The organism is Vibrio sp. Y2-5, from assembly GCF_014596725.1.
Classification (GTDB): domain Bacteria; phylum Pseudomonadota; class Gammaproteobacteria; order Enterobacterales; family Vibrionaceae; genus Vibrio.
Map to the genome: position 1 here is coordinate 263,566 of NZ_JACVEG010000003.1, position 16,636 is coordinate 280,201.

A 16,636-nucleotide genomic window follows, 5' to 3' on the forward strand; every position below is an offset into this window, starting at 1 on the left:
AGTCACTTATGCAAAAGTTTCTTGGCGCCGTCATTATTTTATTATGTGTATTTGGCGGCTATATGTGGGCTGGCGGCAGCCTAATTGCCATTTGGCAACCGGCCGAATTTCTTATCATTATTGGTGCAGCTTTAGGTTCAATTATCATTGGTAATCCACCACATGTGATTAAGGAAATACGTCTTCAATTACGCATGATTTTGCGTCAACCCAAAGATGAGCAGAAATACTACATGGAGCTGATGGCTTTACTTCAGATTCTTCTGGAGACGGTTCGTACCAGTGGATTTAAATCTTTGGACCAACATATTGAAGCCCCACAAAGCAGCACCATATTCTCTCGCTACCCTCGTATCGCTAAAGACTATAGAGTCGTCGCCTTCATTGCGGATAACCTTCGTCTCATGGCAATGGGACAGATGTCACCTCATGAACTTGAAGGACTGCTCGAACAGGAAATAGATGCTGTTCAGGCGGATTTAATGGTGCCATCAAGATCGATTCAACGTACAGCCGAAGCTTTACCAGGATTTGGTATTTTGGCGGCGGTAGGCGGCATTATTATTACAATGCAATCAATTGACGGTTCTATCGCCCTTATCGGCCATCATGTTGCTGCTGCTCTCGTTGGCACCTTTATCGGTATTTTTGGTTGTTACTGCTGCTTAGACCCACTAAGTAATGCCATGGCTCAAAGAGTTAAACGCAATATGTCTGCTTTCGAATGTATTCGGGCAAGCCTTGTGGCATACGTAGCAAAAAAACCTACGTTACTTTCGATTGACGCTGGCCGTAAACACATTCAGTTAGACATCAAGCCAACTTTTAACGAAATGGAAAAATGGCTAACTGAGCAGGAGGTATAATGCAAAAGGAGCATATAGTGTTCAAACGCGCTAAGGCGCATGAACACGATGAACACCATGGAGGAGCCTGGAAAGTTGCGTTCGCAGATTTCATGATCGCCTTAATGGCGCTATTCCTCGTACTGTGGATCATGCAGGTTTCCAACGAGAAGGAAAGGCAAGCTATCGTTGCTCAAATCGCGAAAGCCAGCATTTTTGAAAGCGCAGGAAACCCTTTTGACACGTCACAAAGTTTGTCTCCTATTGATTTGGAAACCAATTCATCGACAGTACCAAGTAAAGCTGATTCCAATCATACTGTTACATCGTTTTATAGTGGCGACGGTGAAGGACCTGAATCTGATTCACTGATTGATGGAACCTTTGATACTCAAGAAGAGTTAGCATTACTCGCTAAAGTGATCGAAAACATGATCAAACAGATAAATGCCGAAGGTAATGTGTTCGTTTCCGTCACACCACAAGGTTTACGCATCGTTCTACAAGATGACTTCCGACAACATATGTTTGATCGTGGGGGTACAGAGTTAACACCGTACTTTGAAGATTTGCTGTTGGCTCTGGCTCCGATATTTCAACGCGTGAAAAACTCTTTGATTATCAGTGGGCACACAGACTCCGTCGCTTTTAAGCGCGCATTTAGTCATAACACCAACTGGGAATTATCAGCGAATCGAGCCAATATCGCTCGTCAAACTTTAGTTGCAGGAGGCATGCCGGAAGAACGCGTGTTACAAGTTACCGGGATGTCAAATCGAGCTCTACTCAACCCTGAAAATCCTAATGGCAGTGAAAACCGCCGAATTGAACTGTTCGTTCTCACTACGACTGCTTCACTGGTATTGGAAACACTGTTTAAAAGCGAAGACAATGAGCTTGAAAAGGCGAAAGATAAAGCTGATTTCAATCAACCTGTCTTACGTCAGGAAGCAATTAACTACCCCGTAGAAGTCGATAACACAAACAGCAAACGCCAAAAATCTTAAACATATCTTCACCCTCTGGCCCTAATTACAAACCAGAGGGTGATCTCTTTAAGCGTCTTATAACTTTACTGAGTACACCATGGATCGACATAACAACGAGAGCTGCGAAAAAGCCAATCTTAAAAAAGCGCTTTTATGGCTCATTGTTGTTGACTATTTTTTACTGACTACCTTTCTTTTCCAGTTAACCCATTTAACTATTAATAGTGGCACTTCGATAAGTCTTCTACTTGTTATATACAACGTCATATTGACAGGTCTTTGCTTCCTGCAAACAACCAAATACGAAACTTATATCATTTATCCGACTATTACAGCTACACTGCTGTCGTTTATCTGTTTTCTTTACTTCTTCTTTCTAATTTAAATTAGTTGAAAACCTTAAAATAAAGCCCCACAACATAATGGGTACTTGGTGAAGATTCATGTACCAAGCTATCGTCAAAGCAGAGATAGGTTTGCATCATTATCTGTGTATCGGTAAACTTTGCCGCTTTTCTACGCCACCTTAACTAAGCCACCTTACAAGCAGAGCGAATACCATGAAACGAGTTGTTTTATACGTCAAAGACAAATGCCCACATTGCAAAGACGCACAACGATACCTTGATTCTAAAGGGATAAAATACCGCTTATGTAACGCGAAGATGGAACGTGGGCGTAAAGAACTCGATGCTATGGGTGCTCGCAGCGTTCCTGTGCTTAAAATTGGCGACCGTGTAATGATTGGTTGGAACCCGAACAACTTCGACCGCATGTACGGCAAAGGCTAAGGCTTACGGCGCCTTAATGCCCTAAACGTATTTTTTGACGAACTCAATAAAGGTTCTGTCTGCATTCGACAAATAACCTTCTTTTCTCCAAGCCAGTGCCAAATCTAAATAGACGGGCGGATTAAACGGTATCGCTCGAACTTCTGATTCATGGTCAGTCACTAGCTCAAGTAACGCGGTAATCGCGTACTCGTGTTTCACAATGCTAAGAATCATTGGCAGTAAGTTGGTTTCAAACGAGATATTGGCTGATAATTTGTGTTCTTTACAGGTGTTGTCGATGAAGTCGCGGTGGAAATAGCCTGGTTTAAACATCACCAATTCATGGTCAAAAAATTCTTTGAATTCAATTTCTTTCTTCTCGGCAAGCTCGTGTTCTTTACCCACCACAGCAACCATTTGCGAAGACAAAAGAGGGTCAACTTCAAGATCTGGCGGAAGATCGTGATTGAGGATAACGCCAATGTCGAGTTCACCATTAAGTAGCATTTTGCGAATCGACTGCGTACCCGCTTCTACCATGGTCATCTTTAAATTGGGAAAATAGCTTTTAAACGCCATGATGATTTCTGGAAAGAAATACGACCCCATCATACTGGGGGTGCCAAGCCGCACTTCTCCCTTCACTAACCCTTTTAGCTCATCTACCGCCAGTTGTGCGTCTTCCAGTTGTCGCAATATCCGTAACGCATGTTCAAGCAGTACTTCACCTTCATGAGTGAGGCTGACCTTTCTTTCATCACGCCTAAATAAAGTGACGCCCAGTTGTTGTTCAAACTTCTTAATCGCAATGCTTAAAGCGGGTTGAGCTATATGCAAAGCATTCGCTGCATGAGTAAAGCTCTGATGCTGTGCGACTTCGACAAAATATTTAAGGTGACGAGTTTCCATAATTGGGCAATCAGCTATCTATAAATTATTTATATCGTGATTATAGTTTTAATATATTTTATTAATTTCTTTCACGCTGATAATTTGTGATCGTCTTCCAGTTTTACTCACCTGATGGTTTATTGAGAGCGTTATGATCGAATTACAAAGCCCGCAATACAAGAAAGTTACTTTTGCTCTCGCATTTGGTTCATTCCTCGTATTCTGCAATCTCTATCTATTTCAACCCATGCTGCCCTATATGGCTAAGCACTTTGCGGTATCTGAAACGCAGATCAACTGGTTGTTTGCCGCTTCCACATTCGCACTTTCAGTCTGTTTAGTGCCTTGGGCGATTACCTCAGAAGCGATAGGACGTCGAAGAGTCATGTTACTCGGTTTATTCGCCATGCCTTTTATCAGCCTAGTGATGTTAATCAGCGGCGAATTTTGGGTGATGGTTGCTGCAAGAGCGTTGCTTGGCGTTGCATTAGCGGCCTTCGCTTCTGTCGCCGTTGCCTATATGGTGGAAGAACTTTCACCTCAAGCTTTTAGCAAAGCTATTGGCGGGTATATTGCGGCGAATTCATTAGGTGGGATCAGCGGACGTATATTCGGTGGTTTGCTGACCGACGCTTTGGGTTGGCAACAAGCACTTATTATTGCGGCTATCTTCACTTTGCTGGGTGCGGTTTTAGTTTTAATTCTGTTACCTGTTCAAAAGAATTTCAAACCACAGCGTGGCCTTTTCTTCCACCACAATCGCGCGTTGGTAAAACACCTATCAAACAAAACACTTTGGTTTGCAATGTTGATTGGTGGCGCTAACTTCGCTTTATTCGTCAACCTTTATTCGGTTATGGGTTTCAGACTGGTGAGTGAACCTTATAACCTACCTATTGGTTTGGCGTCACTGATATTCGTTTGTTACTTGGCTGGTACCTTGAGCTCAAAGTTAACATCCAACTGGAGCAAACGCTTCTCTCCTATTTCAGGTATGGTTGCTGGCGGTTTTATTAGTCTTAGCGGCATGCTCGTGGCAATTATCGATTCCATTCCTATGATGCTTATTGGCTTGATGTTGATTAGCTTTGGGGCGTTCTTTACTCACACTTTGGCCTATGCTTGGGTAAGTCAAAAAGCAACTGAAGCAAAAGCGACCGCAACCGCTTTGTATCTGTCCCATTATTATATCGGTGGTAGTTTAGGTGGATTCTACTTGCTCTATTTTTGGCAACACGGTGGATGGACTATGGTTGCCGCTGCAGGTTTGGTTATCTATGCCTCGATGTTTGCCTTATGTTGGAAACTAAGCCAGACAGCACGTAACCCAATAACGGGGCAATCAGTGGTACTCAATTCAACCCACTAAACTGTGTTATGCTTGCGGCAAATAATAGCACCGACACAGAAATATGAGCTCAACAACTGATAATCAGACTATCACTCAACAAGTTAATCAATGGTTGAATGACGTAGTAATAGGGCTAAACCTCTGCCCTTTTGCCGCCAAGCCACAACGTAACAAGCAAATTAAAATCTTCGTTAGTGAAGCGGCTAGCGAAGAGAGCTTGCTGCAAGATATCCTAGACCAGTTACTAGAATTAGATAACAAAGAGCCCAGCGAGCTTGAAACCACTCTCGTTGTGGTTCCGAATATGCTGAATGACTTTGTTGATTACAACTTTTTTATTGATTGGGTTGAAGCACTGATCAAACAGCAAGATTGGGAAGGTATTTTCCAGGTTGCAACTTTCCATCCTGATTACTATTTCGCAGGAACCGATCCTGAAGATGCCGAGAACTTAACCAACCGTTCTCCTTATCCAATCTTTCATCTGATTCGCGAAGAAAGTATGGAAAAGGTGCTTAAGCACTACCCAAATCCAGAAGATATTCCGGATATCAATATTGAGCGAGTAAGTAACCTCAGCCCTGAAGACCGGAAGAAGCTATTTCCTTATTTGTTTTGATTTTTAATTGATAGATGTGAAAAGACCGGAGATAACTCCGGCCTTTTTGTTTAGCTAAAGGGCTAGTCCACTTTGAGAGTGTACTCTTGATTGTTAAACAGAACAGATACGATATCACCCGACACAATGTGTGAGTCCGCGCCGAAACTGCCTGCTGAGTGCAAAGCACTGTTCTGGTCAGCAACACTGATGGTCGCGGAACCATCTCCATTAGCGGTAATGAATAATGAAGAGCTATCTGAGTTCAAATAAGCTTGGATAGCATCATGTTCGTTAGAACTATCAATGTTAAGAAGTTCTGAAATATCAACAATATCTTCTTGGACGTTAAAATCCATAATCGTATCTGAGCTATTTGAACCTTCTATAACAAATACATCGCTACCGGATCCGCCAGTTAGCTGGTCATGTCCGTTGCCACCAATGAGAACGTCATCCCCAGCCTCACCAAAAAGCTTATCATCGCCATCACCACCAACAAGAATATCATTGCCCAAACCACCATAGAGGTAATCTTGGCCTTGCCCACCATCTAGATAATCATTACCTGATTCTCCCGACAATAAATCATCACCTTGCTGACCATAAAGCTTGTCATCACCAGATCCGCCTGACAGGGAATCTTGACCGGAGCCGCCATCTAAGATGTCATTGCCACTGCCGCTGATCAAGTGATCATCACCCTCTCCACCTTCCAGCCAATCATCACCAGCACCACCAAACAAATGGTCTTGAGCACCTAAGCCTTGAATATGGTCATTGACTGCGGTACCCACTAGATGATCGTTGTTGCTTGTACCCACTGAGTTTACGTAGTCGGTAACTTCTACGTTGTAGTCTGAATAAGTTGGATACGCCTCACTACCAAGTAGTTCATAACCAGAACCATCATTTAGGGAAACCTCAAGGACATACGCGCCACCTTGGTCCCAATAGATAACTTCAATTTGGTGAATACCATTTTCATCGACACTAAAAATAAATTCTTCCGACCTCACCGACGTGTTCGAATCAAATGAGGCAACAGTATGCCCATCAATGATAATTCTATAACCGTCATCTGCATTTACTTTTATTGAATATGTTCCCGCATCTAGCGCTACACCACCAGTGAGACGAACCACAGCATCATTTGAGTCTGTCTTATTCTTAAACTCCACTGATTGAGCATCATCACCCAACCATGATTCTAGATTGGTAGACTCGTTCCACCAATCGTAATCACCAAGATCATCCCAGTCCTGCCCAATGTAACTGATTTCATAAGAAGTAAACGTAGCATTAGCGTTCTGATGTTCAGTTACGTAGACAGCTTGAGCAATAGTGCCAAGTTGATAACCTACGTTATAGAACTCACCTTTTAATCCAGATGTGAAATCGTTGTCTGTTCCGGTATTTGGTGAAGTAGACGATACGATATCTCCATCTGCATCAACGATATCATAGGTTATCTCAACGGAATCACCCTTTGCCAGTTCAGCAAACTGTCTATAAGACCACTCACCTGTGCTCGAATTAAGTTCTATTTCAAAAACCTTATCGCCATGGCTATCTACCCAGACTTGAGTTTTTACCCCATCCACAACATCAGTAGACCCCAGGGTTACAGGTAAACCATCCGCCGTTTTAATATTTGTATCGGCTACACCTGTTAACGTAATTACACCAGCGCCATCGGCACCAAAATCAGCGGTAATAGTTCCTTCATCGGTCGCAATTACAGGATCGACAATTAAACTTTCAAACGACACAGATTTAATTGAGTAATCACTGTTGTCTGAACACCAACCATTACCGTTTGTTACCGCTTCAAATCGTACTTCATCGAAACCAGATGCAACATTAAAGCTAGCCGAATAATTGCCATTACTATGAGTAGCAATCAGGTCTTCTTCCTGTACAACTTTACCACCTAATAAGAAGATGATCTTACCTTTCTCACCCTCATTGGAGTAGAACTCAGCCAAACTCACCTGCATTCCATAGGCGACTTTGTTACCCAACTCCATGACTATTTTTTCTGAATTACCATACTGATAATCGATTTCACCATCAGTTCTGTCGTTAATCACTCCAAAGACTGATGACGATTTGACTCCCATACCACTGTCATTGGAGAAGGTTAACTCTTCATGATGAGTTCCAAGCAAGCCGACTGCATATACAAAGACTGAGTTCCCTGAATTTGTATCAATAAATGTATACGCATTATTATTGTGACAACCTGAATCATTTGGTCGTTGAGTAAAGTTGAAGTCTCCCAACGAAACCGTTGTTGTTTCATTATGTTCAACTGCATCGACAACGATATTTACTGGAACGTCTGGAGAATCGTCTTCTACTGTCACTGTAATGGAATCTTTGACAGTATTTGTGCCATCAGAAACTTCTACACCAACATCAAAAGACAACGTATCTTCTGCTGTTTTATCTGAGTGATCTAATGAACCCAACAAAGTGACAGTGTAGCTGTATGAACTAGGATTCGAAGAATCCTGAGATAGGCTGATTACCAGTATGGTTTCATTACCAGCTTTACCGACTAGATTTCCATTTTCAGTTGACCATTCAATGGCGACATTGTTGGAGTACAAAGCCACATCTGGAGCTATCAGAGAGACCGACAGATCGCTACTATCTGTGTCAACATCACTTACAGCAAATGTACCTTGAGCAATAGAATCGTTAGTTGTGTCAGATGTGCCTTCAGAATCTGGGTTAGCACTCAGAGCAGACAAGCCTTCTTCAGAGACGACTACACTATCTTGACCACTTTCGAATGTAATAACAGGCGCATCATCAACTGGATATTCACCGTTAATGGTTAGAGTTGCTGTGTCACTGCCACCATCACCATCTTCAACCGTGTAAGTAAATTGTTCTTCAAAATCATTCCTAGATTCAGAATCCGTACCACTATCGATGAACGTTGCAGAAGTCACACCAACTACTCGATAAAAGTCTATATTGTTGCCTTTTCCATCATGATGAACACCTAAAACAACATACCCAATCTCAGAGTAGTTAGATGTTGTTATTGTTGCTGTAACCCCAGAATCATCACTATCAGGAACATAGGTATAATCTATGTCATTTTTCAGCAGATTACCGTCAGAATCATAGACAGAAATGACGATTTCAGATGATGTAGCTTGATTTAGCGATATAGTAGCAGCACTCACTGAACCACCAAAATCAACAATTAGAGACTCACCTTCACTAAGTTTGCTTCCATTACCGCTACCGACTCCAGTACCAGCCCCATTTGAATTGGTGTTTCCTGCGTTATCTTCCAAATTGGCAATGTAGTCTTCAACTACTGACAAATCACCCGAGTTAACGCCGTACATAGCGATGCCATTGAGCAATTTTCCATTTGACTCCTCATTACCTGCATCACTATTTGCATCAGCACTCACTTCAAAAGTATAACTACCATCACTATTAATAGTTAAAGTGCCAGAAGGCGTTGTGATTACGGCTCCTGTATTTTCATCAATCGGATAATCAACCCCACCATAATTTACCGATGTCACTTTCAGTTCTTCATGAGGGGTGTCAACGTCAGTATCATTATCTAATACGTTACCGGTAACCGAAGTTTGCTCTTCCGTTACTGTGCCTTTGTCATCATCGGCTACTGGTGGATCGTTTTCAGGAATAACATTTACTGTAACAGTAGCTGTATCAACACCACCCTTACCGTCACTTATGGAGTAGGTAAAGCTATCTACGCCACTAAAGTTACTATTTGGCTGATAAACAATAGTACCGTTAACTAAAGTGACTGTACCGTTATGTTCAGAAGTTGTTGAAACTAATGTAATCGAGATCGTATCACCATCTGGGTCACTGTCATTTGCTAACAAATCAGAGACATTAATCGTTAAAGCTGTATCCTCAGTAGTCACTAAATCGGCATCTACAACACCCGTGACAACAATGTTGTCAACTAAAGCACCATAGCTATCACTGTTACCTGAACCGGATAGAATCAAATCTGTACTACCATCTTCTGATGAAGGAAAATTCCCGCTAATATGGTACCAACCATCGCTATCTGGTCCTTGGATTGAAACAGAAACACCTTCATCAGATGTACTAACGGTACCGTCAGCAGAAACAAATACTAAAACTGTTCCAACAGCAAATGTCATATTTGAAGACGAATTACCATCATGACGAGGGTTATAGTCAAACTCTATTCGTACACTGTCTTGTCCAGTGGTATCAATTGTTGTCTTAATTGAAGTATTAATATTAGCATCCAGCTCAGCATAATATTTGCCATCACTAGCATTGGTCACAACACCATTTGCTTGGATTTCTAAACCATGGTTTGACTGCCATGCGCTTGTAGCCTCTAACTCGGAGTTAGACAAAATCATCCAGTGACCCGAAGATAGCGATGCCATATTCTCAAAGGACTCAGTAAACAATATTGTTTCTTGTGAAGATGAGTAGGTATCGTCTACGGCTATAGGCGCGTCGTTCACCGGGTTGACCGTCACCGTCACCTTAGCGGTATCTGTTCCACCCTGGCCGTCTGACACGGTATACGTAATGGTGTCGCTGCCGTTGTAGTCGCCGTTTGGCGTGTAGTTCAACGTGCCATCCGCATTGATGGTCACGCTGCCGTGCTCGGCGTTCGCCGCCGTCACCGACAGGGGATCGCCGTCCACGTCGCGGTCGTTTGCCAACACGTTAATGTTGCTCACCGGCGTGTCTTCGTCGGTACTGATTGCATCGTTGTTCGCCACTGGATCGTCGTTCACCGGGTTGACCGTCACCGTCACCTTAGCAGTATCAATTCCACCCTGGCCGTCACTAATGGTGTATTCGATGTTTGCTTTGCCGTTGTAGTTTTCTGCTGGGGTGAATACGAGTTTCCCGTCAACAATTACCACTGTTCCCTGTTCTTGAGGAACTGTCGCCGATTCGATTGTCAGCAGATCGCCATCTTTGTCGGTATCGTTACTTAATACATCGATAGTAACTGTAGTATCTTCATCTACTGAGATAGTGTCATTTTGGGCTTTTGGAGCTGAGTTTTTGTCTTCAGCTTCTGTAGTAGCATTGGAGTTTGAACGATTCAGATTGATTAAGGCGAGGCTTTGCGTTTGAGAAAATCCTATTGATTCAAATCCAGATGTACTGAAGTCAGTTCTAGCGATAATTTCTGGTCCAGCACGTTCAATGCTTGCTGAGTCTGTAGGTGAAGAACCCAGACTACTACCAGCTGCAGGTGCCAGTTCTTCGTCGATTTGCGTTGGGTCTTGGCCTTCTTCTAAGGCTGCAATTAACTGTGCAACATCATCGGTTACATCTTGAAGCTCATTATTTTGGCCAACGAGTTGAGTTGTAGGTTCATTATTGAAACCCGCTTCATCTCCTCTTTGGATGACAACCGATCCTTCAGGCAATTTCTCGCCAATCGTCGCTATTTTTAGATCGCCATTTTTGTCAATCACTATCATTTGATTTACAGCTAGACTTGCGATTGAAAATAAAGAATCTTTTGCCATATAAGCCTCAAAAATACACGTTACAAACAGTTATGTATTTAACCGTTTAATATTCGATATAACCTCGAATATTTTGTGGGAAAAATCTGACCTACGATATCATCGTTCCTTCTTCCAACAAAGGCGAAAATTGCATCAAAATAACATTTTATTGACACTTCTTATTTTTACGACAAACAATTCCATGAATTAATGTCACATTCTATGCTAGCATTCGTGTAAGATTTTTCTTATCGAACTGCATGCATAAAATACTTATTCATTAGTTAGTTACATACAACATTGAATATGCAACAACTCAAAATCATGCAAAAAATCTATGTTCGTCACATTTTTAGTCACATTTTTGACACATCTAAGTGTTCGTCTTATCAATGAGACTTCTTTTGTCTTAGACTCGGTGTCCGTTGTACATGTCATTTTTGATGGAGTTCATCTTGAAAGGGTTCCCAACTAAAACACTTTTCTGCTCTTTAGTGCTCGCAGGATCCGTTTCTGCACAGACACTTGAACAAGCAGTATCGCTCACTCTTGCTTCAAACCCTGAATTGAAAAGTGCGTTTAACCAATATAAAAGTCGCTTATCTGACTCCAATGCCTCTTCTGGTGCATATTTACCTAAAATCGATCTCGATGCAGGTATTGGATACGAAGGTATCAATCCCGCATCATCTACAGGTAATCCTGATACAGATATGACCCGTAAAGATGCAGCCCTCACTCTCAATCAACTTATTTGGGATGGTTCATCTACTTTAAATGATATGGATCGTACAGCTGCTGAGGCTGAATCAGACCGCTATCAACTTCTTGCGGATGCTTCAAATAAAGCTCTGGAAGTCACTGATGTTTATCTCGAAGCGACCAAAGCCTACGAAATTCTTGTCCTTTCAGAAAAAAACTTGGCAACGCATAAAGAAATCTATCGAGACATCAAAAAGCGGGCTGACTCTGGTGTTGGCTCTATCGCTGATGTGACCCAAGTTGAAGCTCGTATCGCTAAAGCTATGGGTAACTTACTTGCGGCACAAAACAATTTGTTCGACACGCATACTCAATTTCGCCGTTTAGTCGGCCAAGAACCATTGGGTTTAACTTTTCCACGTGCGGACAGTACCGCTATTCCATACACTATTGATGATGCTCTAAAAAAAGCGTTCAACGAACATCCTGTCATTAAGGTGGCACAAACAGATGTGGATGCAGCACGTTTTCAATATAAACAGTCAAAAGCGCCCTATTACCCAACCATTTCATTGGAAGCTTCTCAACGCTGGTATGACGATGCCGGTGGTAATGAGGGTAACAGTGATGAGCTTAGTGCTATGGTGAGATTACGTTACAACATCTATAACGGTGGTAGTGATAGTGACCAATCTAAAAGTGCTGCTTATCAACTCAACAAAGCCAAGGATTTGCGTGAAAACACATTCCGAGCTGTGGAAGAAGGCCTGCGTTTATCATGGAGTGCTCTGGATCTGACACTGCAACAGAAAGAGTTTTTAGCTGACCATGTTGATTCAACTTCTCAAACCGTTGCTTCCTATCGTAAACAATACCTAATAGGCCAACGCACGCTGCTTGACCTACTCAACACGGAAAATGAACTGTTTGAAGCTCGCAAAGACTATCTGGATGCTAAGTACGCTGAGCAATACGCGAAATATCGCGTTATGAATGCTACTGGTAATTTGTTAGATGCGTTGCGGGTTGACGTAGCTCCGGAATGGACAGAGAAGGTGAAATACTAACATGAAAGGCGCATTAATTATTCTTACAGCGACGTTAAGTGCTGCGATGTTCGCTTATGCTGAAGAAAATGTAGCGAGCGATGAATATGATTACATTGCTTTACCGCCAATCAACCAAATCGCAGACTTGGAAGATGATGATAACGATGGCGTTATCAACGCTAGAGATCTTTGTCCAGACACTCCTGCTCTATCGGAAATCGATAATGATGGTTGTGGTACCTTTGTCAAAACATCGAAACTACAAAGCTTACACATTCTTTTTGCTAATGATTCTAGTAATATACCGCCCGTGTTTATCAGCCAGATCCGCCAAATGGCTGAGTTTCTACACACTTACCCTTCGGCGTCTATTGAAATAAAAGGCTTTGCAAGTAAAGTTGGGAACAAGGATTACAATCTCAACCTATCTAAGCGACGCTCAGAGGCGGTAGAAGCTCAATTACTTCGCTATGGTGTTGAAAGAAATAGGGTCAGAATTGTAGGTTTCGGGGATACTGAACTCGCTTCTAAAGATGAGACTCAGGTCGGCCATGCCCTAAATCGTCGAGTGACTGCAACGGTCGTTGGTTATAAAGGCGCGATTGTCAAAGAGTGGAGCATATTTACGGCATTACCCAAGTAAACCGAAATCTCAAGAAAGGCGGCGCATTAGCCGCCTTTTTATTGCGAGTAATCCAAATCTTAATGGGAAAAAATGCCTCAAAGTGCTACCCTTCGTGCATCATTCTTAATGAGAAAACAAAATGAGCAAATTAACAGCAGATGTTCAAGCTAACCTAGAACTTTTCATCAAAGAAACCCAAGAAAACCAACTGGTTTGGGGCTTACGTAATGAAGAAGGTTGGTTATCTTGTGAATCAACAGAATTTGAAGAAAGCGAAGTAATGCCTTTCTGGTCTTCAAAAGAAGACGCTGAGCTGCACAATGTTGAAGAATGGGCAGACTTCGAAGTTCTAGAGATCCCACTGGATATTTTCGTTGAAGATTGGCTGATCACTCTTGATGAAGATGGTGTTCTTGTTGGTACTAACTGGAACCAAACTTTAGACGGCAAAGAACTTGAGCCTTCAGAATTGGCAAAAATGTATCTTTAAGTGAATGGGTATCCCCCTTTCATGACCATTTAAAACAAGACGCGATTAGCGTCTTGTTTTGTATTTGTGGTTCGAGCTTTGGTACTATGGCGACCTGTTAATTTTCAACTGGATTGAACCCATGCATTTATCTAAGCTGACACAAGAAATTTACGACCACCTATACCGCGACATCAACGAATTCCGTAGCACGTTTGACTTACCAGTAGCGGATCCTGAGAGCTTAGATGCAAAAGCAGATACCCTTCATACCTCATTAGCAATCGAAGAACTGACCGAACTAGCTGAAGCAGACTGCAAAACAGAACAAGCTGATGCGATTGTCGATAGCGTGTATGTACTTATGGGTCGCCTAGTGCACCTTGGTCATAGCAATATCAATGACAATATCGCCATTAGCTACTTGATCGACCTTTTACTGAATGTTGCTGTCAATCGTGGTATTGATTTTCTTCCTTGTTGGGATGAGGTTCATAGCTCGAACATGAGCAAAGTATGCCGTAACGAAAAAGAATATGGCGATACAGAAGCGTTCTACGCTGAGCAGGGTATCAAACTAATGGCGGTGCAAAAAGGCGACTACCTCATCGCAAAATGTGCAGAAGACTTCGTTTCTGATAGCAAAACCATTCGTCAAGGTAAAGTTCTGAAGTCCGTTTATTACCGTCCTGCAAACCTAGAAGCTCTAACTCAATAGTTTCTTAACTGCTTATTTTGAACGTCGGATAATTTTAAGCTACTGGTATAGCAGACAAAAAAAGGCCACCTTGGGAGCAAGGTGGCTAATGAGACTATAAAAGCCTAACAAGAACGAGAATGTATCACTCTTATTGATGCTAATTGCGTGCCAACTTTTACATTAATACTAACTTGTTGATATTAAACAAAATTACCCTAATCCTTCTAAAACAATCAATAAGTTCGTACACCAGCCCTCTGAAACCTGAACCAGATTTGTGCTCCATGCACCAAAATTAATCGAAAATTAAATACGGTTTACCATCCAGTGAGACACATTTCACAGAAGTGTTAAACACATTATGTAGATTCTCTTCACTTAAGACTTCCGTTGGCTCACCGATACTCTGTACAACACCTTGCTTGAGCAGCAGTACTTTATCTGCGTTGCGTAAACTTCGGTTCAAATCATGATTCGCCATAACAATAGCCAATCCTTCTTGCGCCATTTTTTCAATCAATTGATAAAGCATACCTTCTTGAGCGATATCGAGTGGAGCGCCAGGCTCATCAAGTATGAGTAACTGAGAATATGGATTGATAGCAGGCCAAACTTGCAAGCAACTACCCGCTAGTCGTACCCGTTGCCATTCTCCACCAGATAATTGATGAATGGATCGGTGGAGTTTATCGTCAATCTTCAAAACATGAGTAAAGAACTTCACAGCTTCTTTGACTTTAGAGTCATGAAGTGAGCTGGTGACAGGGAGAGATAAAGCGAGATATTGGAAAACATCGAGATTAAAAGTAGGTTTCTCACTTTGAGAGAGGTAAGCTCTGCGCAGAGCCAACTCACTGAGAGAGTTCTTCTTGATATCAAAATCACCAAGCAGAATCTCACCAGCGCTATCAATTACACCCGCTAATGCTGACAGCAGAGTGCTTTTACCACTTCCATTCGGGCCAACTACATGAAGAATTTCCCCAGCTTGGCATTGAAATGATAAAGGCAGCAAACGTTGTTTAACGTGCAGGCTATTAACGCGAATCATGACTTCTTACCAGCATCCAAATGAAAATAGGTGCACCAATGGTGGTGGTGACGACGCCTAATGGCAGCTCAGCCGAATCCAGAGCTAAACGCGCAACAATATCGGCCAATACCATCAGGAGAGCACCACTGACAGCACTCAGAGGCAATAGCATGCGGTTTTCAGAGCCTAGTGCTAGACGCAATAAATGGGGCACAACCAAGCCAACAAAGCCTATCACACCGCCTAGAGCAACCGCAGCACCCACCAAAATGGAGACCGCGACAATGAGTTTCCAACGAATACTGGCAACGTCTACACCCAATTGTTTTGCATGAGTTTCTCCAAGCATCAGTTTATCCAGTACTGAACCTTGATATAACAACCAAATCATAACAGGCAAAGCGATAAGGGTAAGTGTGTGTTGATACCAACTCGCACCACCAATACTTCCCATAAGCCAATACATAAGTTGGCGTAAGCTCAGTTCATCACTGAAATAAAAAGCCCATGTCACAACGGAACCAGACAAGATACCCAGTGCAACTCCCACCAAAAGCAGTCGAGTTGTTGTAAGTCTCATAGCGTTGGCGATAAATACCAGCAGTAAGGTAAAGATCAGAGCGCCAATAATCGCTGAAATCATGAATGCTTCAGGGCTAGCCACTGCTGGAAAGAAAAACAGCAAGATAACCATCGCAACACTAGCACCACCAGAGATGCCGATAATCCCCGGCTCTGCCAGCACATTTCCGAGTAACACCTGAAGGGTTGCACCAGAAACCGCAAGTGCAGCGCCAATCATCATGGCTGCAAACAATCTTGGCAGACGCAAATCAAAAACCAAACGCGTTTCGAGAGAATCAAAAGAACTGAAAGGCGAGATAAAGATTTCACCAACCATCAGATAAGCCACGCTGGCTAATACTAGCAAGGCGAGCAAAAGATACCCTGCGCGCGTCCAGCGCTGCTGCTTGAGCAGCATGAGTTGACTAAAATCCATAGACTTTCATGCAAAAAATAATGGTTCAAAAAAGAATGGCTTAACCTTACCGTTAAGCCATTCAAATATAAAGCATCAATATA

At 42.4% G+C, this 16,636-nt stretch carries 14 protein-coding genes; 10 read left to right on the plus strand and 4 right to left on the minus strand.

All coding sequences use genetic code 11. The features are described 5' to 3' along the window. The first annotated feature begins 8 nt into the window (after positions 1-8). The 4 genes from motA to HUO09_RS10625 all read left to right on the plus strand — a co-directional run bounded on the left by motA (position 9) and on the right by HUO09_RS10625 (position 2,625). A complete protein-coding gene (gene motA / locus HUO09_RS10615; protein ID WP_188233970.1) occupies positions 9-866 on the plus strand; it encodes a flagellar motor stator protein MotA in 858 nt (285 codons plus the stop codon). Next, positions 866-1,852: a flagellar motor protein MotB gene (locus HUO09_RS10620; RefSeq protein WP_167412609.1), complete on the plus strand. Its 987-nt coding sequence runs from the start codon at positions 866-868 to the stop codon at positions 1,850-1,852. The genes motA and HUO09_RS10620 overlap by 1 nt, the downstream gene beginning before the upstream one ends. Before the next feature lie 79 nt (positions 1,853-1,931). After that, on the plus strand, positions 1,932-2,219 hold the full coding sequence (locus HUO09_RS22310; RefSeq protein ID WP_223159390.1) for a hypothetical protein: 288 nt from the start codon (positions 1,932-1,934) through the stop codon (positions 2,217-2,219). A 175-nt stretch (positions 2,220-2,394) separates the two neighbouring features. Then, complete coding sequence (locus HUO09_RS10625) at positions 2,395-2,625, plus strand: glutaredoxin family protein (protein ID WP_042488833.1); 231 nt, start codon at positions 2,395-2,397, stop codon at positions 2,623-2,625. Between the two features lie 21 nt (positions 2,626-2,646). Here the strand turns inward: HUO09_RS10625 and HUO09_RS10630 are convergent, their stop codons facing one another. Then, the gene (locus HUO09_RS10630) at positions 2,647-3,516 is read right to left on the minus strand and encodes a LysR family transcriptional regulator (protein ID WP_188233971.1); all 870 of its coding nucleotides are present in this window, start codon (positions 3,514-3,516) and stop codon (positions 2,647-2,649) included. A gap of 133 nt (positions 3,517-3,649) precedes the next feature. On the opposite strand from HUO09_RS10630, the gene HUO09_RS10635 reads away from it, so the two are divergent. Both HUO09_RS10635 and HUO09_RS10640 read left to right on the plus strand, forming a co-directional pair. Then, on the plus strand, positions 3,650-4,867 hold the full coding sequence (locus HUO09_RS10635; protein WP_188233972.1) for an MFS transporter: 1,218 nt from the start codon (positions 3,650-3,652) through the stop codon (positions 4,865-4,867). Between the two features lie 43 nt (positions 4,868-4,910). Next, on the plus strand, positions 4,911-5,468 hold the full coding sequence (locus HUO09_RS10640; RefSeq protein ID WP_188233973.1) for a DUF1415 domain-containing protein: 558 nt from the start codon (positions 4,911-4,913) through the stop codon (positions 5,466-5,468). A 62-nt stretch (positions 5,469-5,530) separates the two neighbouring features. On the opposite strand, the gene HUO09_RS10645 is transcribed toward HUO09_RS10640, so the two are convergent. Next, on the minus strand, positions 5,531-10,993 hold the full coding sequence (locus HUO09_RS10645) for a tandem-95 repeat protein (protein WP_188233974.1): 5,463 nt from the start codon (positions 10,991-10,993) through the stop codon (positions 5,531-5,533). Between the two features lie 425 nt (positions 10,994-11,418). Between HUO09_RS10645 and HUO09_RS10650 the strand changes: the two genes are divergently transcribed. The 4 genes from HUO09_RS10650 (at position 11,419) to HUO09_RS10665 (ending at position 14,538) form a co-directional block, all read left to right on the plus strand. Next, a complete protein-coding gene (locus tag HUO09_RS10650) occupies positions 11,419-12,744 on the plus strand; it encodes a TolC family outer membrane protein (protein ID WP_373563694.1) in 1,326 nt (441 codons plus the stop codon). 1 nt (position 12,745) lies between these two features. Then, positions 12,746-13,369, plus strand: coding sequence for an OmpA family protein (locus HUO09_RS10655; RefSeq protein ID WP_188233975.1), 624 nt, complete (start codon positions 12,746-12,748; stop codon positions 13,367-13,369). A 121-nt stretch (positions 13,370-13,490) separates the two neighbouring features. Next, positions 13,491-13,841, plus strand: a complete 351-nt coding sequence (locus HUO09_RS10660; RefSeq protein WP_042488495.1) for a DUF2750 domain-containing protein — start codon at positions 13,491-13,493, stop codon at positions 13,839-13,841. A 121-nt stretch (positions 13,842-13,962) separates the two neighbouring features. Continuing rightward, entirely contained in the window at positions 13,963-14,538 is a 576-nt protein-coding gene (locus HUO09_RS10665; RefSeq protein ID WP_167413724.1) for a nucleoside triphosphate pyrophosphohydrolase family protein, read from the plus strand. 277 nt (positions 14,539-14,815) lie between these two features. Here HUO09_RS10665 and btuD read toward each other — a convergent pair whose 3' ends face one another. Continuing rightward, positions 14,816-15,571, minus strand: coding sequence for a vitamin B12 ABC transporter ATP-binding protein BtuD (gene btuD, locus HUO09_RS10670; RefSeq protein ID WP_188233976.1), 756 nt, complete (start codon positions 15,569-15,571; stop codon positions 14,816-14,818). Then, positions 15,558-16,553: a vitamin B12 ABC transporter permease BtuC gene (gene btuC, locus HUO09_RS10675; RefSeq protein ID WP_188233977.1), complete on the minus strand. Its 996-nt coding sequence runs from the start codon at positions 16,551-16,553 to the stop codon at positions 15,558-15,560. The genes btuD and btuC overlap by 14 nt, the downstream gene beginning before the upstream one ends. Between the last annotated feature and the right edge of the window lie 83 nt (positions 16,554-16,636).